This is a genomic window from Granulicella sibirica (genome assembly GCF_004115155.1).
Classification (GTDB): Bacteria; Acidobacteriota; Terriglobia; order Terriglobales; family Acidobacteriaceae; genus Edaphobacter; species Edaphobacter sibiricus.
Window position 1 is genome coordinate 987,990 of record NZ_RDSM01000003.1, and the last position, 17,804, is coordinate 1,005,793.

The following is a 17,804-nucleotide window of genomic DNA, read 5'->3' on the forward strand; positions in this document are numbered from 1 at the left end:
ACGGTCCTCTTCCATTATGCCCGCTATCATCACACCCATGGAGAACCTCCGCTTCGACCTCACCCAGATCGCCGCTTCCTTCCCCGACCAAGCCGACACGATGCTCCTCGACACCTACCTGACCGATTCGCCCTCAGCCAGCGCCCGCGTCTTCCGCGTCTATCGCGGAGCTCCAGCGCATTACCACCAGAACTGCGACGAGCATCTCTACGTCCTCTCCGGCCGAGGAACCTTCTGGATGGGCGATCCGGCGAACGAAGCACCCTTCGCTCCCGGTCATCTCCTGGTCTTCCAGCGCAACACCATCCACGCGATGCCGCAGATCCTCGAGCAGCCCGTAGTCTTCCTGGCCCTCGACACGCCGAGACGCGACCCGAAGGACGTCATCTTCGTCAACCCGGACGAAGGCTCACCCGAGACCTTCATCCGGAAGAAGACCTGAACTTAAAGGTGATGGTAGTGATCCGCGGCCAGCACAAGCACAAGCGTGATCGCGGCAATCGCAATCTCACCAATCGCTCCCACTACAAACGGCTTGAAGCCCTGCTTCTTCAGATCGGCAAAGCTCGTCCTCAGACCAACGCCAGCGAAGGTCAGTAGAAACGCCCATCGGCTCAGGTTCCCAAGCGCCACGATCTGAGCCTTGGTAAACCCATACGGAATCAGTCCAGCGAGTGATGGAAACACCTTCGGATCAAGTGTGCCGATTGTAGCCACGAACGAGATGAACAGGAATCCAAGCACGAACTTCGGGAACTTCTTCCAGAGGAACGCACCTTTGTTCTCGATCTCCTTCGCCTGCCCCTTGCGCGCCCAGTAGAGCGCATAGCCAAGCACCACAAAGCCGATGCACGCATTCCTGCAAGTCTTCGCGAGCACCGCGAACTTGCCCGCCGCATCCGAGTACAGCGCACCCGCGGCCGTAGCCTCAGCCGTATTATCGACCGCAAGCCCCGTCCAAAGTCCATACGCATGATCCGACATATGCAGCGTGTGGCCGACAAGAGGGAAGAACACCAGTGAGATCGCTCCAAGCGCAAGGATCGCCGCAATCGCCACAGACGAATCCTCTTCATCCGCCTCGATCGCACCCTGCGTCGCGATGATTGCCGAGACGCCGCAGACGCTCGATCCAACCGCAAGCAGCGAGATTAGCTTCGGCGACAGCTTAAATCCACGTCCAAGGAAGGTCATGAACGTCAGCGCCATCGCAAGCTCAAGGAAGATCAGCACAAACGAGATCCCGCTCAGGTGCAGGATGTCGCCGAGGATGAACCGAGCCCCAAGCAGGATGATCCCAGCCTTCAGCCAGAACTCGTACGTGGCGACGCCCGCGCGAAAGATCTTCGGCAGCCCAACCGTATTCGCAATGACGACGCCAATCAGGATCGCCCAAAGCACGTACTCGACATTCGGCAGCACAAGGTGATGTGCCTTGCCATACTGTGCAATCGACTGCTCGATGAACTTGCCCGCGTAGCCGACAACGGCGAGAAGCGCGATACCGGGAATCAACCCGAGAATGCCGTTTTCGTTGACGTCATCGCGGTCTTTCCTAACCGGAAGCGGAAGCGCGGAACTTGTAGCCATAACGATCTCCAGGGAATCCGAACTACCAACTCACGAACTTGATCACGCCCACACGCACAAGCAGAGCAAGCGCAAGCGAGAACACAACAGCCCAGACGTCGGACGATAGAGCGAACCTCTTGGCGACAGAAGACGAGGGAGACGACGTGGCAGGCATAAGTCACTCCGGAACATGCAATGTGAAGGTAGACCAGACCCAAGTTGGGCCGCAGGTCAGAGAGAAGGAAGAAGGAGGGAAGTAATCAGAGGGATTTAACAACAACAGAAGAGGAACATGCGGCGACAGGAGACGAGTTCGCGGGCGCTCTGCATGTATCCGTTAGGTGTACCACGAGCTGGCAAAGTCGCACGTTAAATTACGGGGGGCGGACAAGCCATCGGTCTTGCCCGCCCAGCGTATGCGGCCACCCCCTGGCTCTACGCTTCGGGCTCCCCCGCGTGCAGCACCATCTCCGCGATCTCGACCACGCGTTCCATCGTGATCCCGTCCCTCTGTTCGATAGCCAGCGGATGCTGTTCATTCGCAATGGCAAAGTGCGGTCGATGCCCAACGATCTGCGTCTGCACCCAGACCTCGAGGTTCATCGTATTCCCGAACAGGAAGACATTCGTATCGAGGTATCCCCGAAACGGCGCCTCCGATTCGCGCCCAGGCGTATTCCAAAGCTCGTTCGCCCGCAGGAAATCCTTCGGTCCGACCTCAGCCCAAACGCCCCAGATAAACGGCTCCTCGAGCCCGATCACTGGCACCGGAATCCTCCCCCGCAGGTAGAACGTATTCCCATCAATCACGCATTGATCCGGCGTCATCATCACCCGTTCGTTCCAGTCCGTGTCCGGAATTGCCAGCATCGCTGCAGGAGCCTTCACACTGTAGCTCAGAGGCAATACCTCATGATGCTGTCCGCACACGTCACAATCGAATCCCGTCGCTAACTCACTGCCCATCATCTCTCCCTGCGTTCTCTGCTTTGATCCTGCGAATCTCATCCATACGTGCGCCGAGCGCCTTCTCCCGCCCCTGGTCAGTCGGCACGAAGTATCTCCGGCCGGCGAGCGAGGCCGGAAGACACTCCATCGCCGCTACTTTCCCTTCGACATCATGCGCGTACTGGTAGTCACGCCCATAGTCGAGTTCCTTCATCAGCTTCGTCGGCGCATTCCGCAGATGCAGTGGTACCGGGTCTGCCGCCGTCTTCTCGATATCCGCCTGCACCGCCCCGTATGCCGTGTAAACCGCATTCGATTTCGGAGCCAGCGCGAGATAGACCACAGCCTGTGCCAACGCCAACCCGCCCTCGGGCTGCCCGAGAAAGTGCATCGCATCCCGCGCGCTCAGGCACAGGTTCAACGCCTCCGGAGCGGCCAGTCCAATATCCTCGACCGCCATCCGCACGACCCGCCGCGCCACATACATCGGATCTTCGCCAGCCTCGAGCATTCTTCCAAGCCAGTACAGCGCCGCATCCGCATCCGAGTTACGCACGCTCTTATGCAGCGCCGAGATGACATCGTAGTGCTGCTCGCCCTTCTTATCGTAGAGCAGAACCCGCCGCTGCATCGCCTCGCTGGCAAGCGCCTTCGTCAGCACACGCTCCCCTCGTCCCGTGGCAAGCGACGCCGCCACGTCCAGCGCATTCAGCGCGTTTCGCGCATCGCCGCTCGCATACGAGGCGATAGTCGCCAAGGCTTCGTCGTCAGCCTCGATCCCCATGTCCCCAAGTCCGCGTTCGGAGTCCGCCAAAGCCCGTTCGAGCAGGGCAATCACCTGGGCCTCACTCAACCCACGAAGCGTATACACACGGCACCGCGACAGAAGCGCAGCATTGATCTCGAATGAGGGATTTTCCGTCGTCGCGCCGATCAGCCGGATCGTTCCCCGTTCGACGTACGGCAGAAACGCATCCTGCTGGGCTTTATTGAACCGGTGAATCTCATCGACGAAGAGGATCGTCCGCGATCCAAACCCCGCGGCCTTCTCCGCCTCGACCATCACTTGCTTGATCTCTTTGATCCCGCTCAGCACTGCGGAAAACTCGATAAAGCTGGCCTCGGTCCGCTGCGCGATGATCTCCGCAAGCGTCGTCTTCCCCGTTCCCGGTGGACCCCAGAAGATCATCGAAGAGGGATCATCCCGCTCGATAGCCAGACGCAGAGGCTTGCCCGGCCCAAGCAGATGCTCCTGCCCGACGTACTCCTCGAGGGTCCGCGGACGCATCCTCTCGGCCAGGGGAGCCCGACGCGAGGCTGGCCCCCTACCAGACGAAGCCACAGGCGATACATCGAAGAGGCTCATGCCGCACTCCGTTGACGGCTCGCCTCATAGAGCAACACCGATCCGGCCACCGCAGCATTCAGGCTCTCGACGGCTCCGGGGCAGGGAATCGTCACCAGTGCATCCGCCATTGCCACCCAACTCGCCCCGAGTCCGGCTCCTTCGTTTCCAATCATCACCCCGCAGGTGCCTTTGAACGACGCCGTCGCAGCCGGAAGCGCTCCAATTCCCGACGCGACCGCCGCCAGAAGCTTCACGCCGCGTTCCCGGAGGCCGACAACCTCAGCCTCCGTCACCTGTACCACGGGCACGCGAAAAACCGACCCGGCCGAAGCTCGCAGAACCTTCTGGTTCCACGCCCCTACGGTCCCAGTCGCCACCAGCACTCCCGCAGCACCAAACGCTTCTGCCGACCGGATCAGAGTCCCCAGGTTTCCCGGATCCTGCAAACCGACGGCGATCAGCAGCAGCGGCTCTGTCACCTTGAACACATCCGCCATCTCCCACACCTTCGGCAGCACAAGTGCCGCTATCCCCTGCGGCGATTGCGTCTCGACCGCGCTCTGAAGCACTTCGTTCGAGCACCGCAGCACCTCGACCCCCGCCGGAAGCCCTCGCGGAACCTCCCGTCGTTCGCTCACGAATACGGTCTTCAGCATCAACCCGCTGCGCAGTGCCTCGCCGACCAGCGTCTCTCCCTCAATCGCAACCAGTCCCCCGCTCAATCGCGTATTTCCCGCCGTGGCCGCGCGCAACTGCTTCACTCGCGCGTTCGCCCGGCTCGTCACGACGAACCCCGGCATCTCGGCCATTCCGTTCCGCTCACCCATCTCAAAAGTTTACGCTTCGGCTGCCCTGCGTTGAGCCACACCCCCCGCGATGCTATTCTGCGAACTTGCGGATCTCCCCGCGGCAGGCACTACCGAATCACCCGGAACCAGCACCCAGGAGCAGGATTTGACGGCCGAGACTCTCCGTATACACCCCGACGAGCCCGAACCAGAGCACATAGACGCCGTCGTCCGCGCCCTCAACGCCGGGCATCTGGTTGCACTGCCCACGGACACCTTCTACGGGCTCGCTGTCGATCCAGTCAATCTCCGCGCCGTCGACCGCATCTACGATCTCAAGTCCCGCGCCCGCAACAAGCCTCTCTCTCTCCTCATCGCCGAAGTCGCCCAGGCCTACGAACTCGCCCGCGAGATCGACTTCGCCTTCGATCGGCTCGCCGAGAAATTCTGGCCTGGTCCGCTCACGCTCATCGTCAGGGCAGGCGGGAAGCTCCCCCTTCGCGTCACGGCCCATACCGGCAACGTCGCCCTTCGCGTCCCGGAAGCCCCGATCTGCCGCGCTGTTGTCGCCCGCTTCGGCCTGCCCATCACCGCCACATCCGCCAATCTCTCGGGTCACCCCGAATGCACCCACGCCGCCTCCGTTCGCGACCAGATCGGGGAGCATCTTGACCTCATCGTTGATGGAGGGCCGACAGCGCGCGCCGTCCCCACAACGATCGTCGACCTCTCAGGCGGAGGTAATTCGTGGATGATCCTTCGTGAGGGCGCTATTCCTACACACGAGATCGCTCTCGCCCTCCAGCGTTGATCAGGCGGATCACTTTCAGAACAGGCGTCGACGTTCAGGCGCCGAACATCAGAAATACAGATCAAGAACGCTCATGAGACCCGTTCCCTACCGCCAGAGCCGTCCCCAGCCTGAGTCCACTGCTCGCTTCTTCTTGCGGCGTGTTCTTGGATTGTGTCTCCTGGCGGCTCTTGCCTGGAGCCAATGGCTTTTCTACGAGATCCGCGCCACGTCGCGGACAGATCACGCCCAGCCCGCAGACGCCATCGTCGTCTTCGGAGCTGCCGAGTACGCCGGACGACCGTCACCCGTCCTGCACGCCCGACTCGACCACGCCGTCAGTCTCTATAACAAGCAGATTGCCCCACTCCTCATCACTCTCGGCGGGGGCGGCGACAAAGACTCCGGCCTCTCGGAAGGTGGAGTCGCTCGGGACTTCCTCCTCGCCAACGGCGTTCCGTTCGACAAGATCATCGCCGAGACCCGCTCCATCGATACCGAGCAGCAGGTTGATCGTCTCGCCGACATCGCCCGCGCCAATCATCTCCAACGCCTGGTTGTTGTTTCGGACGGAACCCACCTCTTCCGCATCCAGTATCTCTGCCGGCAGCAGGGCCTCGAGGTTTACACCTCACCCCGCCCTCCCTATGGCAACATCTCCGACCTCGATCTCACGGAGCGCTACCTTCACGAGATGCTCAGCTACACGAGCGCTCGCTTCCACCTGAACGCAAGCTGGATGCATCGCCGGATCGAAGATCAGTCGAGCCTCTAAGCCCTACCAGGCCGGAACAGGAGGCGCCAGGACTTTTGCCGCCTCGAAGGCCAGCCACGCCGCGAGTGCAGTCGAGGCGAAGTTCACGAGATCATTCCCCAGCCAACCGCGGCGTTCCAGCGTCGCTCCAAGCAGGCTGTCGAACAGAAGGCCTGCGGATCCTGCAAGAAATACGATCAGGCCGCTCGAGACATCGACCGCGCCAAGCGCAATCGCAACAAGCGCAATCACCCCGGCGGCCACTGCTCCAAGCAACGTTCCCTGTACGCTCATCCCGCCATCCGTCCCAGCCTCGACTCGTTCGCCAGTCGTGATCAGGAATGTCCGGCCCCCAAGTACCTGCCCGAGTTCCGATGACACCGTGTCCGCCGTTGCTTCCGCGAGCGCAGCCAACGAGGTTACAAGGTACGGATGTCCCCGATACGCAGCCCAAATGCCAGCCACACCAAGATTCGCCGCGACCTGTGCCGCTCGTCTGCCCCGCTTCTCTTCTGCCGTCCCCATCGCCTCTTTACGTTTTCGCCCGAACCGCGTCGCCAGGAACGTCAGTACAAACAGCGTAATCAGCTCCGGCAGGGCAGTCATCGTCCAGGGTTCGCCGATCTGTAACCGGATCAGCAGGCTCAGGCAGAGCACGCCACCCAGCGCCGCCGCTCCCGCCGTACCGGCCCTCATCGCCCAGACCAGCAGTGCGAAGCCGACGCTGAAACCGCTCGACCACAAAAACCACGGCGGCGGCCCCTGCATGCCAACGACGTCAAATATCCGGAGTCCAAGAGTCATCGAAAGACCAGCGATCACCCCGATGACCAGCCATTCCGACTGCAACCCGTCTTGCGTCTCAGAAATCGACTTTCGCCAAATCCTCGGCGCGTCCTGCAAGCCCGCCGATTCCTCAACCATCCCCCGGCCCCCATCCCCATGCTGATTTACAATCGAGCTTTGAGCATACCGAAGCGCAGACCGAAGAGCATCTCGCACGCCGTACGGAACCAGAACCCCAAAACAAGCAGCATCGTGGGAGCAGTTTTGCAGCCAGCCGAAAGATCGAACGTCCCGACCCCTGTCAGCATCCAGGCAGACCCCTCCGCACCGACACCGGCCATCGCGTCCCGCCGTAAGCACTCGGGTTACTTCCGCGACGCCGCCTCCGCCCTTGTTCTCGCCGCCCTCATCGGGTGCGGCAACACCTACCGGCCCGTCGTCACGGCGATCAACCCCGTAGGACCGGCCTCCCAGCCGCAAAAGTACGCGGTCGCCATCTCCTCGACAGGGGCTACGACCCCCGGCCTGGTGACGATCGTCGACTTCTCTGGCGATACCGTCCTCGTCACCGCCAACATCGGCCCTGATCCTAAGTATTTCGTCATGGACTCCGCCGGAAGCAACGGCTATACCCTTAACGGTGACGGTACGCTGACCTCCTTCGACGTCTCCAATCAACTTATATCGAGTGCTGTTCTGCAAAGCACGCTGCTCGCAGGCTCGAATCCGATCAGCGTCTTCCCGCAGGGGACCTACGTGTACGTCAGCGAACCCGGTCGCGGCGTCGTCGGCCAGTTCAGTGGAACGCCTCCCGCTCTGCGCCAGGAGCTCACAGTCGGCGATAACGTTGTGTACGTCGTCGGAGCAAACGCCGCCCAGCGCCTCTACGCCCTTGTGCAGGGCTCCGGTACAGCCATAGGCCAGGCCGCAGCCATCGACGTCGCTTCGAATGCCGTCACCACGACCGTCCCGGTCGGCATCACCCCCGTTTACGGCGTCATGACCGCTGATTTCAAGCGCGCCTACATCATGAACAAGGGCAGCAACACGGTCTCGGTCATCAACGCCCAGACGAACGCCCTCGACTCCTTCACCGGAAGTAGCGCGCCAGGAACTATTTCCGTCGGCACCGCGCCCGTCTGGGCCGATTTCGCGACCACGCGATCCGAACTCGTCGTCGCCAACGCCGGCACTGGATCGAACCAAGGATCGCTTTCCGTTGTCAGCATCCCTCTCTGCAACGCCGCAGCCGCTGTCACCAATCCGAACTGCGACCCCACCAACCCGGTCGATGCCGCGGGATTCGGCACCGTGCTCGCCAGCGTGCCGGTCGGCGTCAACCCTGTTAATGTCGCGGTCCTAGCTGACGGAACGCGCGCCTACGTAGCTAACGGTGGTGATCCAAGCCTTCCTTGCGCAACCGTTCCCGTCGCAGGCGTCTCCACTGGATGCAGCGTCTCGGTCGTTAATCTGACCAGCAACGTCGTCACCGCGACCATCCCCGTCAGCGGCCATCCCAACTTCCTGGCCGTCTCGAACGCTACCCCCACCGGCAAGGTTTACGTTACCTCTGCGGACAACAGCACTATGACCATCATCCGCACCGATACCGACACCCTCCAAACCACGGTCGATCTGCAGGGCAAAGGTGTCATGGTCCGCGTCACCGCCCCCTAAGTAACCAGCTCCATCCAGAAGCCCTGTCCATGCTCAGTCGTCGACAGGGCCTTCGTCTTTTGCGAACGCCAAGTCTCCTCCGAGCCGTTACGTCCTCCGTGGCATCAAAAGGTCGGGAGTCACAAGCATGGCTGAAAAGAGAACCGCACTCGTCGTCGGCTCAACCGGTATCACCGGAGGCAATCTCGCGACACACCTCGCAGCAAACGCCTGGAAGGTCTACGGCCTTGCCCGTAATCCGAAGCCATCACCTGGAGTAGATCCAGTGGCGGCCGACCTGCTCGACCCCACCGCGCTCAAAGCTGCCCTCGCCCCGCTGAGTATCACTGACGTCTTCTACACCACGTGGCTCCGCCAGCCCACCGAGGCCGAAAACATTCGCGTCAACGGCACGATGATGGAGAACCTCTTCGCCGCGCTTACTGATCACAAGATCCGCCACGCTGCCCTGACTACCGGCACCAAGCACTACCTCGGACCTTTCGAGTCCTACGGCCAGAGCGCCGCCGAAACTCCCTTCCGCGAAGACAACCCACGTCTCCCCGGCGAGAATTTTTACTACACCCAGGAAGATATCCTCTACGCCGCCTCCGCCCGCCAGGGCTTCACCTGGAGCGTCCACCGTCCGCACACCATCATCGGCTACGCTCACGGCAATGCGATGAACATGGGCGTTACGCTCGCTGTGTACGCGAGCATCTGCCGCGAGACAGGCCAGCCCTTCGTCTTCCCCGGCTCTGACTTCCAGTGGAACGCCCTCACGGACGTGGTCGATGCCCGTCTTCTCGCCACCCATCTTGAATGGGCTGCCATCACGCCCGCCGCCCATAACGTGGCCTTCAACGTGGTCAACGGAGACGTCTTCCGCTGGCGTTGGCTCTGGCCCCAACTCGCCGCAAGGTTCGGCGTTGAAGCCGCAGGGCCGCCTAACCCCATCGCTCCCCTAGAGACGCGCATGCAGAACGCCGCACTCGTATGGGCGGACATCGCCGCCAAATATGACCTCGCCGAGCCCGATATCGATCGCCTCGTATCCTGGTGGCACACCGACGCCGATCTTGGCCGCGAACTCGCCTGCATCAACGACATGAGCAACAGCCGCAGCCTCGGCTTCACCGCCTACCAGGAGACCCCTGCAAGCTTCTTCGACCTCTTCACGCTCCTGCGCAAACTCCGCCTGATTCCATAGCCTTTCCGGCGCCCACAACCAAAAGCAGACCTCGAACGCTCACAGTCGTGTAACCATGTCCGTAGCGTTGCTCAGACTCTTCCAGCCTTCGAGGTTTGCTTGTTCCAGCCGTTGCAAAACAGGCTCCGCGCCTATGAGCGATACTCCGGCATCACCTTCTTCCGATCGCAGCTTCTACTGCTCGCGGTTGCCCTCAGCGTCTCTGCCATCCAGTGGTTCCTGATCGACCGTGCCAGTCTTCCCAGCACGCTCATCTACAGCTTCGTTGCGGGAAATGTCCTCAACGTCCTCCTCTCCCTCGCTGTGCCGTTCTTCAGTTTCGCCTTCCCGCAGGACTGGATCGCCTTCCTCGCGATCCTGCTCCCGGTCTCCTTCATCGCCAGCGCGGCCGGAGGTGTAATCGACCGGCTCATCCTGCGGATTCCGATGGCGCCTCTGGCCGACCTGCGAAAGGGCGACATCCCCTACGGAGCGCTCATCTGCTTTGTCATCGGCGTCAGCATGCGGGTGTTCGCCTCCGTTCGCGCCCGCCTGCAGGCCGCAAACAACCAGCTCGCGCAACAGGTCCAGTACGGACGCCAGGAGCTCGAAACCCAGGCCTCTGATCTCCGCGACGCCTTTGAGATCCAGTCCAGCCTCCTTCCCCGCACCATCCCGCAGATCGCCGGTGTCGAGATCAGTTGCGCCTGGCAGCCCGCCCGAACCGTCAGCGGGGACTACTTCGACGTACTCGTCCTCAGCGACTCCCGCATTGCCTTCTGCCTCGCCGACGTCTCCGGCAAGGGCATGAGCGCCGCTCTCATCACAGCCAACCTCCAGGCCACCCTCCGCGCCTTCGCACCTGACGAGTCCAGCCCCGCCCGCCTCTGCCATCGCCTCAACCAGGCCCTCTGCGCCAGCCTCCCGACGGGCCGTTTCGTCACCCTCGTCTACGGCATCCTCGACCGCAAGCGCATGACCCTCACCTACGAACTCGCCGGCCACAACGCACCCCTTCTCCTGCGTGGTTCGGAAGTCATCCCGCTCCCCGGCTCTGGACCCGTCCTCGGCATCCTTCCGGGCGCCGTCTTCTCCGATCAGGCGTTCGCGCTGCGGCCCGGCGACCGCATCCTCATCTCAACCGACGGTGTTACCGAAGCATTCAACCCCACCGGTGAGGAGTTCGGTGACGACCGCCTCGTAGCCGCGGCGCTCAATGGTGGCGACACCGCGCACAGCATCCGCGCCGAGGTGATGCGCGCTGTTAGCCTCTTCGCCGAGGATCACTTCCACGATGACGCGTCGCTACTTGTCGTCCGTCTCGATCAGTAAGGTCAGCGCCGAAACGTTACCGTCGCGCATCGTCTTCCACAGCCTCCGCTGAACACGTCCTGCCGCATCGCCGATAGGGGAGAAAGTTCCCGCAATCATTCCAGAGGCGATAGGCAAGCTCATGCGCGCGTTCACGTCGAAGACCCTGCACCTTCTCGCAGCAGTAAAGCGGACGAGCCTCACCCTTGTGTTTCTCGGAGCAGGATTCACCAGCCACCTCACTCCGTTGTACGCGCAGGATGACACCGTCAAGGCACTCGAACCCGCCAACTTCTACAAGGTCTTTAACTACGAAACCCCCGAGCGCGGCTCTTTTGAACCGTCTTTCTGGTCGACCTACGTCCCGCGCAGCAGCGCACTCTACGACCACTTCAACGCCAATCCAGCCGGTTCCGACACCCAGCGTTCCGGACTCACGGCGCGTTCCGCCGAACTCGAATACGGCGTCACTAACAAGCTGAGTTCCTCCGTCTACTTCGACGTCATGAGCACGGACCGCACCGGCACCCAGTTCACGCAGGGGGCGCCTCGAAGCGAAGTATCGTTTCGCCAGCGAAAACGAGCACAGCGCAAAGTTCGCGATGCTTCTCGAATACACGATTCCGCGCAAGAGTTACGCCGCCGCGCAGGAGGTCGAGGTTCGCGGCATCGTCGAGAAGGAGATGGGCAACTTTCTTGTCGACTTCAATCCCAAGGTCAACATCCCCACCACCGGCGAAGAGCGCGGAACGCCTCCGACGCCCGGTGTCGACATCAGCGCACTGTACAAGAAATACCGCTTCCAGCCCGGCATCGAATATTACTCGCAGTACCGCCAACTCTCGCAACCGATCTCGATCCTGCAGAAGCAGCAGGTCCTCTTCGCAACCTTCGAGGCGCATCCCATCCATGCCATCAACTGGCAGCTTGGCGTCGGTTTCGGGCTCGCCAACGGATCGGACTCCATCGTTCTCCGCAGCCTGACCACCTTCGACTTCAAGACACACCACGGGGAAGAAGAAGCAGCAGCAGTCCAGGAGAAGCAAGTCCAGGAGAAGCAGGAACGCTAACGCGCAGGGCAATCCGTGTGGCTGTTGTAGGCTATCGTCGCAATCTGCCAAGTTCCGTTCGTGCGGACGAGGTTGAAGAGATCCGTTCCACAGTGATCGACTTTGCCCTCCAGCAGAAAGTCGAACGGTGCCCATACCACCGCAAGATCGCCATCGATGTGTACGACGGGGCCGTGAATCCGCTCCTCGATCTTTGGCCCCGGTCTCCCGACACGTTCGGCGAAGGCGGAGAAGGTCACCTGCGTCGTCTTGCCGTCCCGAATAACGAAGATCATCCCACCGGGTAGCAGAGGTTGTTGAATCGCGCCCGCGTCGCGTTTCGCCATGCCGTCGAAGACCGCCTGCACCGGTGCAAGCACCGCTTGTTCTTCCGGAGTAGCAGCCTTGAGCGGCGCGGCGAAGCTGCCGGCTAGAAGCATCGCAGGAAGAGCGCAAAGGAAGAATCGCATGGCAGTGATTCTAGCGCGATACCTCGCAAGGTACGCCCAGCTAAAGCGGAAGAGTCATCCGCGAGGATGACTCTCTTCCAACATAAAAAGATACATCGGACTAGACCGCTAAGCTCCGCTCATCAAGATTGGCAGCGTAGGCGTCTTCGAGCCACCACTATCCTCCACCGTGATCCCGAACGCCTTCGCTTCGACGCCCTTCGCCAGCTTCGTCGAGATCAGGTTCGCGTACCCCTTCGCATCCGGCTGGAACGTCCCCACCGGAACCGGCGCCTTGCCGTCCGCCGGGATCAGCCACAACTCGTAGACTTTGTAGGTGTTTAGAGGAGCCATATTCGTCGCGGCGAAGATCAGCACGCCCTTTTCCGCCGAGTACGTCGTTCGTCCGACCGGAACAACCGGTGCTCCAGTCTTCGCCAGCGTGACGCGCTTCGCAGTCTGATCGGTCATCGCACTCAGCACATCACGCGCTGTGCCCACTTCCGAAGCCTCGGCGGTCGCCGTAGCCAGATCGCCCGCTTGGCTTGTCAGGGTGGCTTTCATCGCGTTGCGCTGCTGGTAAAGATCGATCGTCGTCACGGCGAGTCCGGCGGCAACAGCCCAGCCAACCCACGGAAGCGCGCGTTCGCGGAACGGTTTCGCCGCTGGGAACTGAAGCACTTGCGGAGCCACTACAGATGCCGCCTTGGCGCTCGTATCCTCTGCAGCTTCAGGCGCCTTCCCGGACGAGTTGTACGTATCCGTTCCCAAGGCCTGTTCCTTGCCAAGCTGCACGCTCTGCAACGCAGCGGTTGCCGCCGCTACCGCCGCGAACGAGGGCGCGGGAGGCTTTAGCAGATCAACGGGCTTTTCTTTACGCTCCTGCTCGACTGCCTTTAAGAAGCGCGCACGTGCCTTCGCTGGTGGAGCCTGCATCTCGGTCGACATCGCGAGCCCCGCGAGGTCTCCCTGGATCCTGGCAAGTTCTTTCTGGGCCGCGAAGTTATTTTCAAGAAACCGTGCCACTGCCTGGGTCTCTTCGGGAGACAACAACTGCATTGCAAAGAGGGTGAGGTCTTCCGCATCGATTTGTTCTGGCGTGTTCATGATTGGAAGGCCTTTCTCAGTGTCAACAGCGCACTGCGTATTCTGGTTTTTACTGTTCCAAGGGGATCGCCGGTCATTTCAGCGATCTCCGAATGCGTCAACCCATCAAAGAATGCCATTTCCAACATCTTTCTCTGTTCTTTTGGCAGAAGCTGTATCGCTCCTCGTGCCTTTTCCATCATGTTGTTCCGCTCCGCCTCGTCCGCAAGGTTGTACGGGGAGGCAAGCGCTATATCGTCCACATTGTCCGTCGGTTTCTTTCGACGCAATTGATCGATCGATCGATTGCGCGAAACCACCGCAAGCCACCCGCCAAGGCTCCCTCGAGTTGCCATGAAGCTGTCCGGATTGCGCCAGACCTGCATGAAAATTTCCTGCAATACATCCTCGGCGGATGCGGGATCTCGCAGGACCCGCAGCGCGACCGAGTAAACCACTTTCGAATAGCGATCAAACAAGGCAGCCATCGCCTGTTCATCGCCGAGTTGAACCAAGGCCAAGAGGGAAGTGTCGTCCTGCGTACTTCCCGCCGGTATGCCTTGCAATCCCGTTTCTCTATACATGGAGACGCACCCGAACCCGTTACAGATTGCGAATCAAACAAATCTTTTCACACCAGGCACACCGAACGCCGGGCAAAAGTAGAGGATCGCGTAGACAACGCGGCGTTCGCGACCGTCGAGGAGAACGCCAGTGTACGTTATCCTGCCGACCAACGCCTCCTGTAACCTGATACTGAGCGCCACTCGTCCAACATTCTTTTGAGGCTGTGAAGAAATCAAGACCATGAAAATCCGCCTCGACAAGCTACTCGTCGACCAGTCGTTGGCCGCCTCTCGCGAGCGGGCCCAGGCCCTCATCCTCGCTGGACGCGTCCTCGTCGATGAGCAGAAAGTCGAGAAGCCTGGCACCCCGGTCGACCCAGCCGCAACCCTTCGCCTCCTCGGCTCCGACCTCCGTTACGTCAGCCGCGGCGGCCTCAAGCTCGAAGCGGCCCTGAAGCACTGGAAGATCGACCTAACCGGCCAGCCGTGCCTCGACATCGGAGCCTCTACCGGAGGCTTCACCGACTGCATGCTGCAGCACGGAGCTTCGCACGTCCTTGCAGTCGACACCGGATACGGCCAGATCGCCGCAACGCTCCGCGACGATCCCCGCGTCAGCCTGCGCGAACGCTGCAACGCCCGACTCCTGAACCCCGGCGAACTCCTCCCCGATGGCCCCGTCCCCATCTTCCTCGCCATGGACGTCTCTTTCATCTCCGCAACCCTCGTTCTCGGTCCTGTCCTTGCCGCCATCGCCCCACTAGGCGAGTCCTGGAAGGGAAGCGCCGTCCTCCTCGTCAAGCCCCAGTTCGAGGCCGGCCGCGAAGCCATCGGCAAAGGGGGCATCGTGCGCGATCCCGCCGCCCGCCAGTTCGCTATCGACCGGGTCCACGATGCCGTCCTCGCCCTTCATGGGCATCACACCGACATCATCGACTCCCCCATCCACGGCATGGAAGGCAATCACGAGTATCTCCTGCGCGCTGTTTTTGGCTGAGAGAACCGCAAAAACACGTCCCTATGACATCGCACCCCACGTAAGCCGTTACACTGGAGCCAAATGCACCTGGCAGCGATCATCTCGAAGCCCCAGAAGCCCGAACTGGCCACGATCATCCCGGAGCTCGTCGCATGGCTCAAAACCCACGACTACGACGCCATTCTGGATTCAGAAAGTGCCCCATACGCAGGGCAGAAATTCAAGAGCTGCCCCCGTACCGAACTGCCGAAGCACAAGCCTACGCTGGTCATCGTCCTCGGGGGCGACGGCACCCTCCTCTCTGCCGCCCGCGCGTTCGCCAAAGAAGAGCCGCCCATTCTCTCCATCAACCTGGGCTCTCTCGGCTTCCTAACCGAGATTCCCTTGGCCGATCTCTACTCCGCTCTCGAATCCTGGATGGCCGGCACCGCACCGATCGACGTCCGCAACATGATGTGCGGACGCCTCGTGCGCAACGGAGAGATCATCCGCCAGTGGGAGATCCTCAACGACGTCGTGGTTTCCAAGGGAACTATCGCCCGCATGGCTGATTTCACCGTCGAGATCGACGGCCAACTCGTCGCCACCTTCCGCGCAGACGGCGTCATTGTTTCCACCCCGACCGGTTCCACCGCCTACAATCTCGCGGCCAACGGCCCCATCATGATGCCCATGGTGAACGCGATGGTGATCAACCCCATCTGCCCTCACCTTCTCACCCTTCGTCCGATCGTCGTCTCCGGTGACGTCAACGTGACCATCCACATCGAGGGCGTCCCAAACCAGACGATACTCACCGCCGACGGCCAGGAGGCCGTGGAGCTGGCCCTGGGTGACGAGGTTCATTGTTGCCGCTCCAAGTACAGCGTTCGCCTGCTCCGCCTCCACCAGAACGGCCTCTTCAACGTCCTCCGCTCCAAACTAAAGTGGGGGGAGCGCTAAGACGCCTCAGCAGGCGACCCATCGCCGATCAGCTTCGGACGCGCTCTCTCGATGAGGAACTCCGGAAACGACGGCGGCGCCTTCTGAAAATACACGTGATACCTCCGAACAAAGGCCGGGGGCGGTGTTTCCGAGGAATCTCCGATGAGTTTTGTTAGTACTCCGTTGGCGAAGTACATGTCATATTCTCTCTTCTCTTTCGTAAGGACCTTTCCTCTATAACTGCAATCGAAGAAGTCCTTCACTCGCGAGTACGTCCGCTCCGAGATATTGATGCGATTCGCCTGACCTGACGACTCCATGCGGGAGCTGAAGTTCACTGTGTCGCCCCAGATATCGAAGGCGAACTTATTGATTCCTACCACGCCTGCCACCACCGGCCCCGTGTGAATCCCGATCCGAATCTTCCACTCGATCCCGTGTTTAGACTTCGCCCGCTCCTCTACGACGCGCAGCATTTCGAACGCCGCCATCACCATGTCCACGGGATGAGCCGGGTTGCGCACTGGAAGCCCACTGATGCACATGTAGCTGTCGCCGATCGTCTTCATCTTTTCCAGCCGGTAGCGAGTCACGATCTGGTCGAAGGCCGTAAAGTAGTCGTCCAACACCGCCACTAGTTCCTCCGCCGCCATCGACTCGGTCGAAACCGTGAATCCCACGAAGTCTGTAAACAGGATCGTCACATCTTCAAAATACTTAGGAGAGACCATCCCTTTCGTACGCAACTCATCGGCGACCTCGCCCGGAAGAATGTTCAGTAGCAGCGATTCCGACATCCTTTGTTGCACGACTAGCTTGTCGCTCACCAGCACACGAGATAGCACAACCGAAAGTAAGTTTCCGATGGAATTTAACACCGTTCTTGAAAGGCACGAGCCGCACAGACCGAAAGCTCCCGTGGTATCTTCGCCCATGTCGATGGGGACGATCGACACTCCGCTGCTTCCGTTGTCGTAAACTGCTTTGCTCTTACTCGTTGCGAGTAAAAGGTCCTCGGTGATCGCGGCGGATTCGCCTCCCCGATAGGTCATCTGTCCCGGGACGTAAAATGCGGAACCTGTCATCCCGAAGATCGGCATGCTTCGATTCGTCGCAATCCACACTGTTGCCTGAAGATTGTCAGTCACGAGCATGGCTTCTCCAAGCTCATTGAGCTGCTCGGTCTGACGTTTTCGCTCCAGCGCTATCTCTGTCTGCTGCCTTGCTCTTAACTCCGTCGCGCTGACTACAAGCGCCGTTATCAGGAACGAGATGACCGCCACAAAAGCTTCCGGATCACGTACCTTGAAGCTTCGCCTCGGCTGCTCGAAGTAATACAGAAACATCACTGCTCCCACAACCGAAGCCGTCACGGCGGGCATGCGATCCCATCGCGTAGCGAAGAAGAGAATCAGGAGAAGCACGGAGTACGTAACGGTCGTGTTTCGGAGGTGAGGAAAGTGGGACTCAACCCTAAGCGTGAGTGCCACCGCACCAACCGCCACGACTGTCCGAGCGATACGCGTCCACCACGGTCCCGTCAAATTCATGACAACAGCGTATACGCACTGGGCTCTATCAGGTAGACACGTACCCATGTCTCGGCGGT

General features: G+C 60.8%; 20 protein-coding genes. 9 read left to right on the top strand and 11 right to left on the bottom strand.

The annotated features are described in order from the left end of the window. Window positions 1-16: 16 nt before the first annotated feature. Entirely contained in the window at window positions 17-442 is a 426-nt protein-coding gene (locus GRAN_RS20825) for a cupin domain-containing protein (protein ID WP_128914932.1), read from the top strand. Window positions 443-444: 2 nt separating this feature from the next. Here the strand turns inward: GRAN_RS20825 and GRAN_RS20830 are convergent, their stop codons facing one another. From GRAN_RS20830 to GRAN_RS20845, 5 genes are all read right to left on the bottom strand, one after another. Beyond that, a complete protein-coding gene (locus tag GRAN_RS20830) occupies window positions 445-1,590 on the bottom strand; it encodes a YeiH family protein (RefSeq protein WP_128914933.1) in 1,146 nt (381 codons plus the stop codon). Between the two features lie 22 nt (window positions 1,591-1,612). Continuing rightward, window positions 1,613-1,747, bottom strand: coding sequence for a hypothetical protein (locus GRAN_RS26785; RefSeq protein WP_277751236.1), 135 nt, complete (start codon window positions 1,745-1,747; stop codon window positions 1,613-1,615). Window positions 1,748-2,007: 260 nt separating this feature from the next. After that, window positions 2,008-2,538, bottom strand: coding sequence for a DUF2199 domain-containing protein (locus GRAN_RS20835; protein WP_161571080.1), 531 nt, complete (start codon window positions 2,536-2,538; stop codon window positions 2,008-2,010). Then, window positions 2,528-3,886: a replication-associated recombination protein A gene (locus GRAN_RS20840; RefSeq protein ID WP_128914935.1), complete on the bottom strand. Its 1,359-nt coding sequence runs from the start codon at window positions 3,884-3,886 to the stop codon at window positions 2,528-2,530. Before GRAN_RS20840 ends, GRAN_RS20835 begins: the two co-directional genes overlap by 11 nt. Then, window positions 3,883-4,695 (bottom strand): TrmH family RNA methyltransferase, encoded by an 813-nt coding sequence (locus GRAN_RS20845; protein WP_241655049.1) that lies wholly within the window; start codon window positions 4,693-4,695, stop codon window positions 3,883-3,885. Before GRAN_RS20845 ends, GRAN_RS20840 begins: the two co-directional genes overlap by 4 nt. 127 nt (window positions 4,696-4,822) lie before the next feature. Here GRAN_RS20845 and GRAN_RS20850 point away from each other — a divergent pair, with 127 nt between their 5' ends. Together GRAN_RS20850 and GRAN_RS20855 are read left to right on the top strand one after the other, a co-directional pair. Next, the gene (locus GRAN_RS20850; protein WP_128915143.1) at window positions 4,823-5,467 is read left to right on the top strand and encodes an L-threonylcarbamoyladenylate synthase; all 645 of its coding nucleotides are present in this window, start codon (window positions 4,823-4,825) and stop codon (window positions 5,465-5,467) included. Window positions 5,468-5,540: 73 nt separating this feature from the next. Next, the gene (locus tag GRAN_RS20855) at window positions 5,541-6,221 is read left to right on the top strand and encodes a YdcF family protein (protein WP_128914936.1); all 681 of its coding nucleotides are present in this window, start codon (window positions 5,541-5,543) and stop codon (window positions 6,219-6,221) included. Between the two features lie 3 nt (window positions 6,222-6,224). Here GRAN_RS20855 and GRAN_RS20860 read toward each other — a convergent pair whose 3' ends face one another. After that, a complete protein-coding gene (locus GRAN_RS20860; protein ID WP_161571081.1) occupies window positions 6,225-7,049 on the bottom strand; it encodes a DUF92 domain-containing protein in 825 nt (274 codons plus the stop codon). Window positions 7,050-7,163: 114 nt separating this feature from the next. On the opposite strand from GRAN_RS20860, the gene GRAN_RS20865 reads away from it, so the two are divergent. The 3 genes from GRAN_RS20865 (at window position 7,164) to GRAN_RS20875 (ending at window position 11,163) form a co-directional block, all read left to right on the top strand. Beyond that, window positions 7,164-8,663: a YncE family protein gene (locus GRAN_RS20865; protein WP_241655050.1), complete on the top strand. Its 1,500-nt coding sequence runs from the start codon at window positions 7,164-7,166 to the stop codon at window positions 8,661-8,663. A 127-nt stretch (window positions 8,664-8,790) separates the two neighbouring features. Next, entirely contained in the window at window positions 8,791-9,852 is a 1,062-nt protein-coding gene (locus GRAN_RS20870) for an SDR family oxidoreductase (RefSeq protein WP_128914938.1), read from the top strand. Between the two features lie 99 nt (window positions 9,853-9,951). Next, complete coding sequence (locus GRAN_RS20875) at window positions 9,952-11,163, top strand: PP2C family protein-serine/threonine phosphatase (protein ID WP_128914939.1); 1,212 nt, start codon at window positions 9,952-9,954, stop codon at window positions 11,161-11,163. Here the strand turns inward: GRAN_RS20875 and GRAN_RS25615 are convergent. Continuing rightward, window positions 11,137-11,286 (bottom strand): hypothetical protein, encoded by a 150-nt coding sequence (locus GRAN_RS25615; protein WP_161571082.1) that lies wholly within the window; start codon window positions 11,284-11,286, stop codon window positions 11,137-11,139. The genes GRAN_RS20875 and GRAN_RS25615 overlap by 27 nt on opposite strands. Window positions 11,287-11,744: 458 nt before the next feature. Here GRAN_RS25615 and GRAN_RS20880 point away from each other — a divergent pair, with 458 nt between their 5' ends. After that, a complete protein-coding gene (locus GRAN_RS20880; protein WP_128914940.1) occupies window positions 11,745-12,212 on the top strand; it encodes a hypothetical protein in 468 nt (155 codons plus the stop codon). Here GRAN_RS20880 and GRAN_RS20885 read toward each other — a convergent pair. From GRAN_RS20885 to GRAN_RS20895, 3 genes are all read right to left on the bottom strand, one after another. Beyond that, window positions 12,209-12,661, bottom strand: coding sequence for a nuclear transport factor 2 family protein (locus GRAN_RS20885; RefSeq protein WP_128914941.1), 453 nt, complete (start codon window positions 12,659-12,661; stop codon window positions 12,209-12,211). The genes GRAN_RS20880 and GRAN_RS20885 overlap by 4 nt on opposite strands. Before the next feature lie 108 nt (window positions 12,662-12,769). Further along, a complete protein-coding gene (locus GRAN_RS20890) occupies window positions 12,770-13,747 on the bottom strand; it encodes an anti-sigma factor (protein WP_128914942.1) in 978 nt (325 codons plus the stop codon). Continuing rightward, window positions 13,744-14,310 carry an RNA polymerase sigma factor gene (locus GRAN_RS20895; protein WP_128914943.1) on the bottom strand — a complete coding sequence of 189 codons (567 nt, stop codon included), beginning with the start codon at window positions 14,308-14,310 and terminating at the stop codon, window positions 13,744-13,746. Before GRAN_RS20895 ends, GRAN_RS20890 begins: the two co-directional genes overlap by 4 nt. Window positions 14,311-14,533: 223 nt before the next feature. On the opposite strand from GRAN_RS20895, the gene GRAN_RS20900 reads away from it, so the two are divergent. Both GRAN_RS20900 and GRAN_RS20905 read left to right on the top strand, forming a co-directional pair. After that, window positions 14,534-15,289, top strand: a complete 756-nt coding sequence (locus GRAN_RS20900; RefSeq protein ID WP_128914944.1) for a TlyA family RNA methyltransferase — start codon at window positions 14,534-14,536, stop codon at window positions 15,287-15,289. Window positions 15,290-15,352: 63 nt separating this feature from the next. Next, complete coding sequence (locus tag GRAN_RS20905; RefSeq protein WP_128914945.1) at window positions 15,353-16,213, top strand: NAD(+)/NADH kinase; 861 nt, start codon at window positions 15,353-15,355, stop codon at window positions 16,211-16,213. On the opposite strand, the gene GRAN_RS20910 is transcribed toward GRAN_RS20905, so the two are convergent. Next, complete coding sequence (locus GRAN_RS20910) at window positions 16,210-17,745, bottom strand: adenylate/guanylate cyclase domain-containing protein (RefSeq protein ID WP_161571083.1); 1,536 nt, start codon at window positions 17,743-17,745, stop codon at window positions 16,210-16,212. The two genes, GRAN_RS20905 and GRAN_RS20910, sit on opposite strands and share 4 nt — an antisense overlap. Between the last annotated feature and the right edge of the window lie 59 nt (window positions 17,746-17,804).

What these genes read in the sequence shown, in the direction of transcription:
- GRAN_RS20900 (WP_128914944.1), top strand. Translation starts at nt 14,534, where the DNA reads ATGAAAATCCGCCTCGACAAGCTACTCGTCGACCAGTCGTTGGCCGCC.
- GRAN_RS20880 (WP_128914940.1), top strand. Translation starts at nt 11,745, where the DNA reads ATGCTTCTCGAATACACGATTCCGCGCAAGAGTTACGCCGCCGCGCAG.
- GRAN_RS20885 (WP_128914941.1), bottom strand. Translation starts at nt 12,661, where the DNA reads ATGCGATTCTTCCTTTGCGCTCTTCCTGCGATGCTTCTAGCCGGCAGC.
- GRAN_RS20840 (WP_128914935.1), bottom strand. Translation starts at nt 3,886, where the DNA reads ATGAGCCTCTTCGATGTATCGCCTGTGGCTTCGTCTGGTAGGGGGCCA.
- GRAN_RS20870 (WP_128914938.1), top strand. Translation starts at nt 8,791, where the DNA reads ATGGCTGAAAAGAGAACCGCACTCGTCGTCGGCTCAACCGGTATCACC.
- GRAN_RS20845 (WP_241655049.1), bottom strand. Translation starts at nt 4,695, where the DNA reads ATGGGTGAGCGGAACGGAATGGCCGAGATGCCGGGGTTCGTCGTGACG.
- GRAN_RS26785 (WP_277751236.1), bottom strand. Translation starts at nt 1,747, where the DNA reads ATGCCTGCCACGTCGTCTCCCTCGTCTTCTGTCGCCAAGAGGTTCGCT.
- GRAN_RS20895 (WP_128914943.1), bottom strand. Translation starts at nt 14,310, where the DNA reads ATGTATAGAGAAACGGGATTGCAAGGCATACCGGCGGGAAGTACGCAG.
- GRAN_RS20910 (WP_161571083.1), bottom strand. Translation starts at nt 17,745, where the DNA reads ATGAATTTGACGGGACCGTGGTGGACGCGTATCGCTCGGACAGTCGTG.
- GRAN_RS20835 (WP_161571080.1), bottom strand. Translation starts at nt 2,538, where the DNA reads ATGGGCAGTGAGTTAGCGACGGGATTCGATTGTGACGTGTGCGGACAG.
- GRAN_RS25615 (WP_161571082.1), bottom strand. Translation starts at nt 11,286, where the DNA reads ATGAGCTTGCCTATCGCCTCTGGAATGATTGCGGGAACTTTCTCCCCT.
- GRAN_RS20830 (WP_128914933.1), bottom strand. Translation starts at nt 1,590, where the DNA reads ATGGCTACAAGTTCCGCGCTTCCGCTTCCGGTTAGGAAAGACCGCGAT.
- GRAN_RS20855 (WP_128914936.1), top strand. Translation starts at nt 5,541, where the DNA reads ATGAGACCCGTTCCCTACCGCCAGAGCCGTCCCCAGCCTGAGTCCACT.
- GRAN_RS20890 (WP_128914942.1), bottom strand. Translation starts at nt 13,747, where the DNA reads ATGAACACGCCAGAACAAATCGATGCGGAAGACCTCACCCTCTTTGCA.
- GRAN_RS20825 (WP_128914932.1), top strand. Translation starts at nt 17, where the DNA reads ATGCCCGCTATCATCACACCCATGGAGAACCTCCGCTTCGACCTCACC.
- GRAN_RS20905 (WP_128914945.1), top strand. Translation starts at nt 15,353, where the DNA reads ATGCACCTGGCAGCGATCATCTCGAAGCCCCAGAAGCCCGAACTGGCC.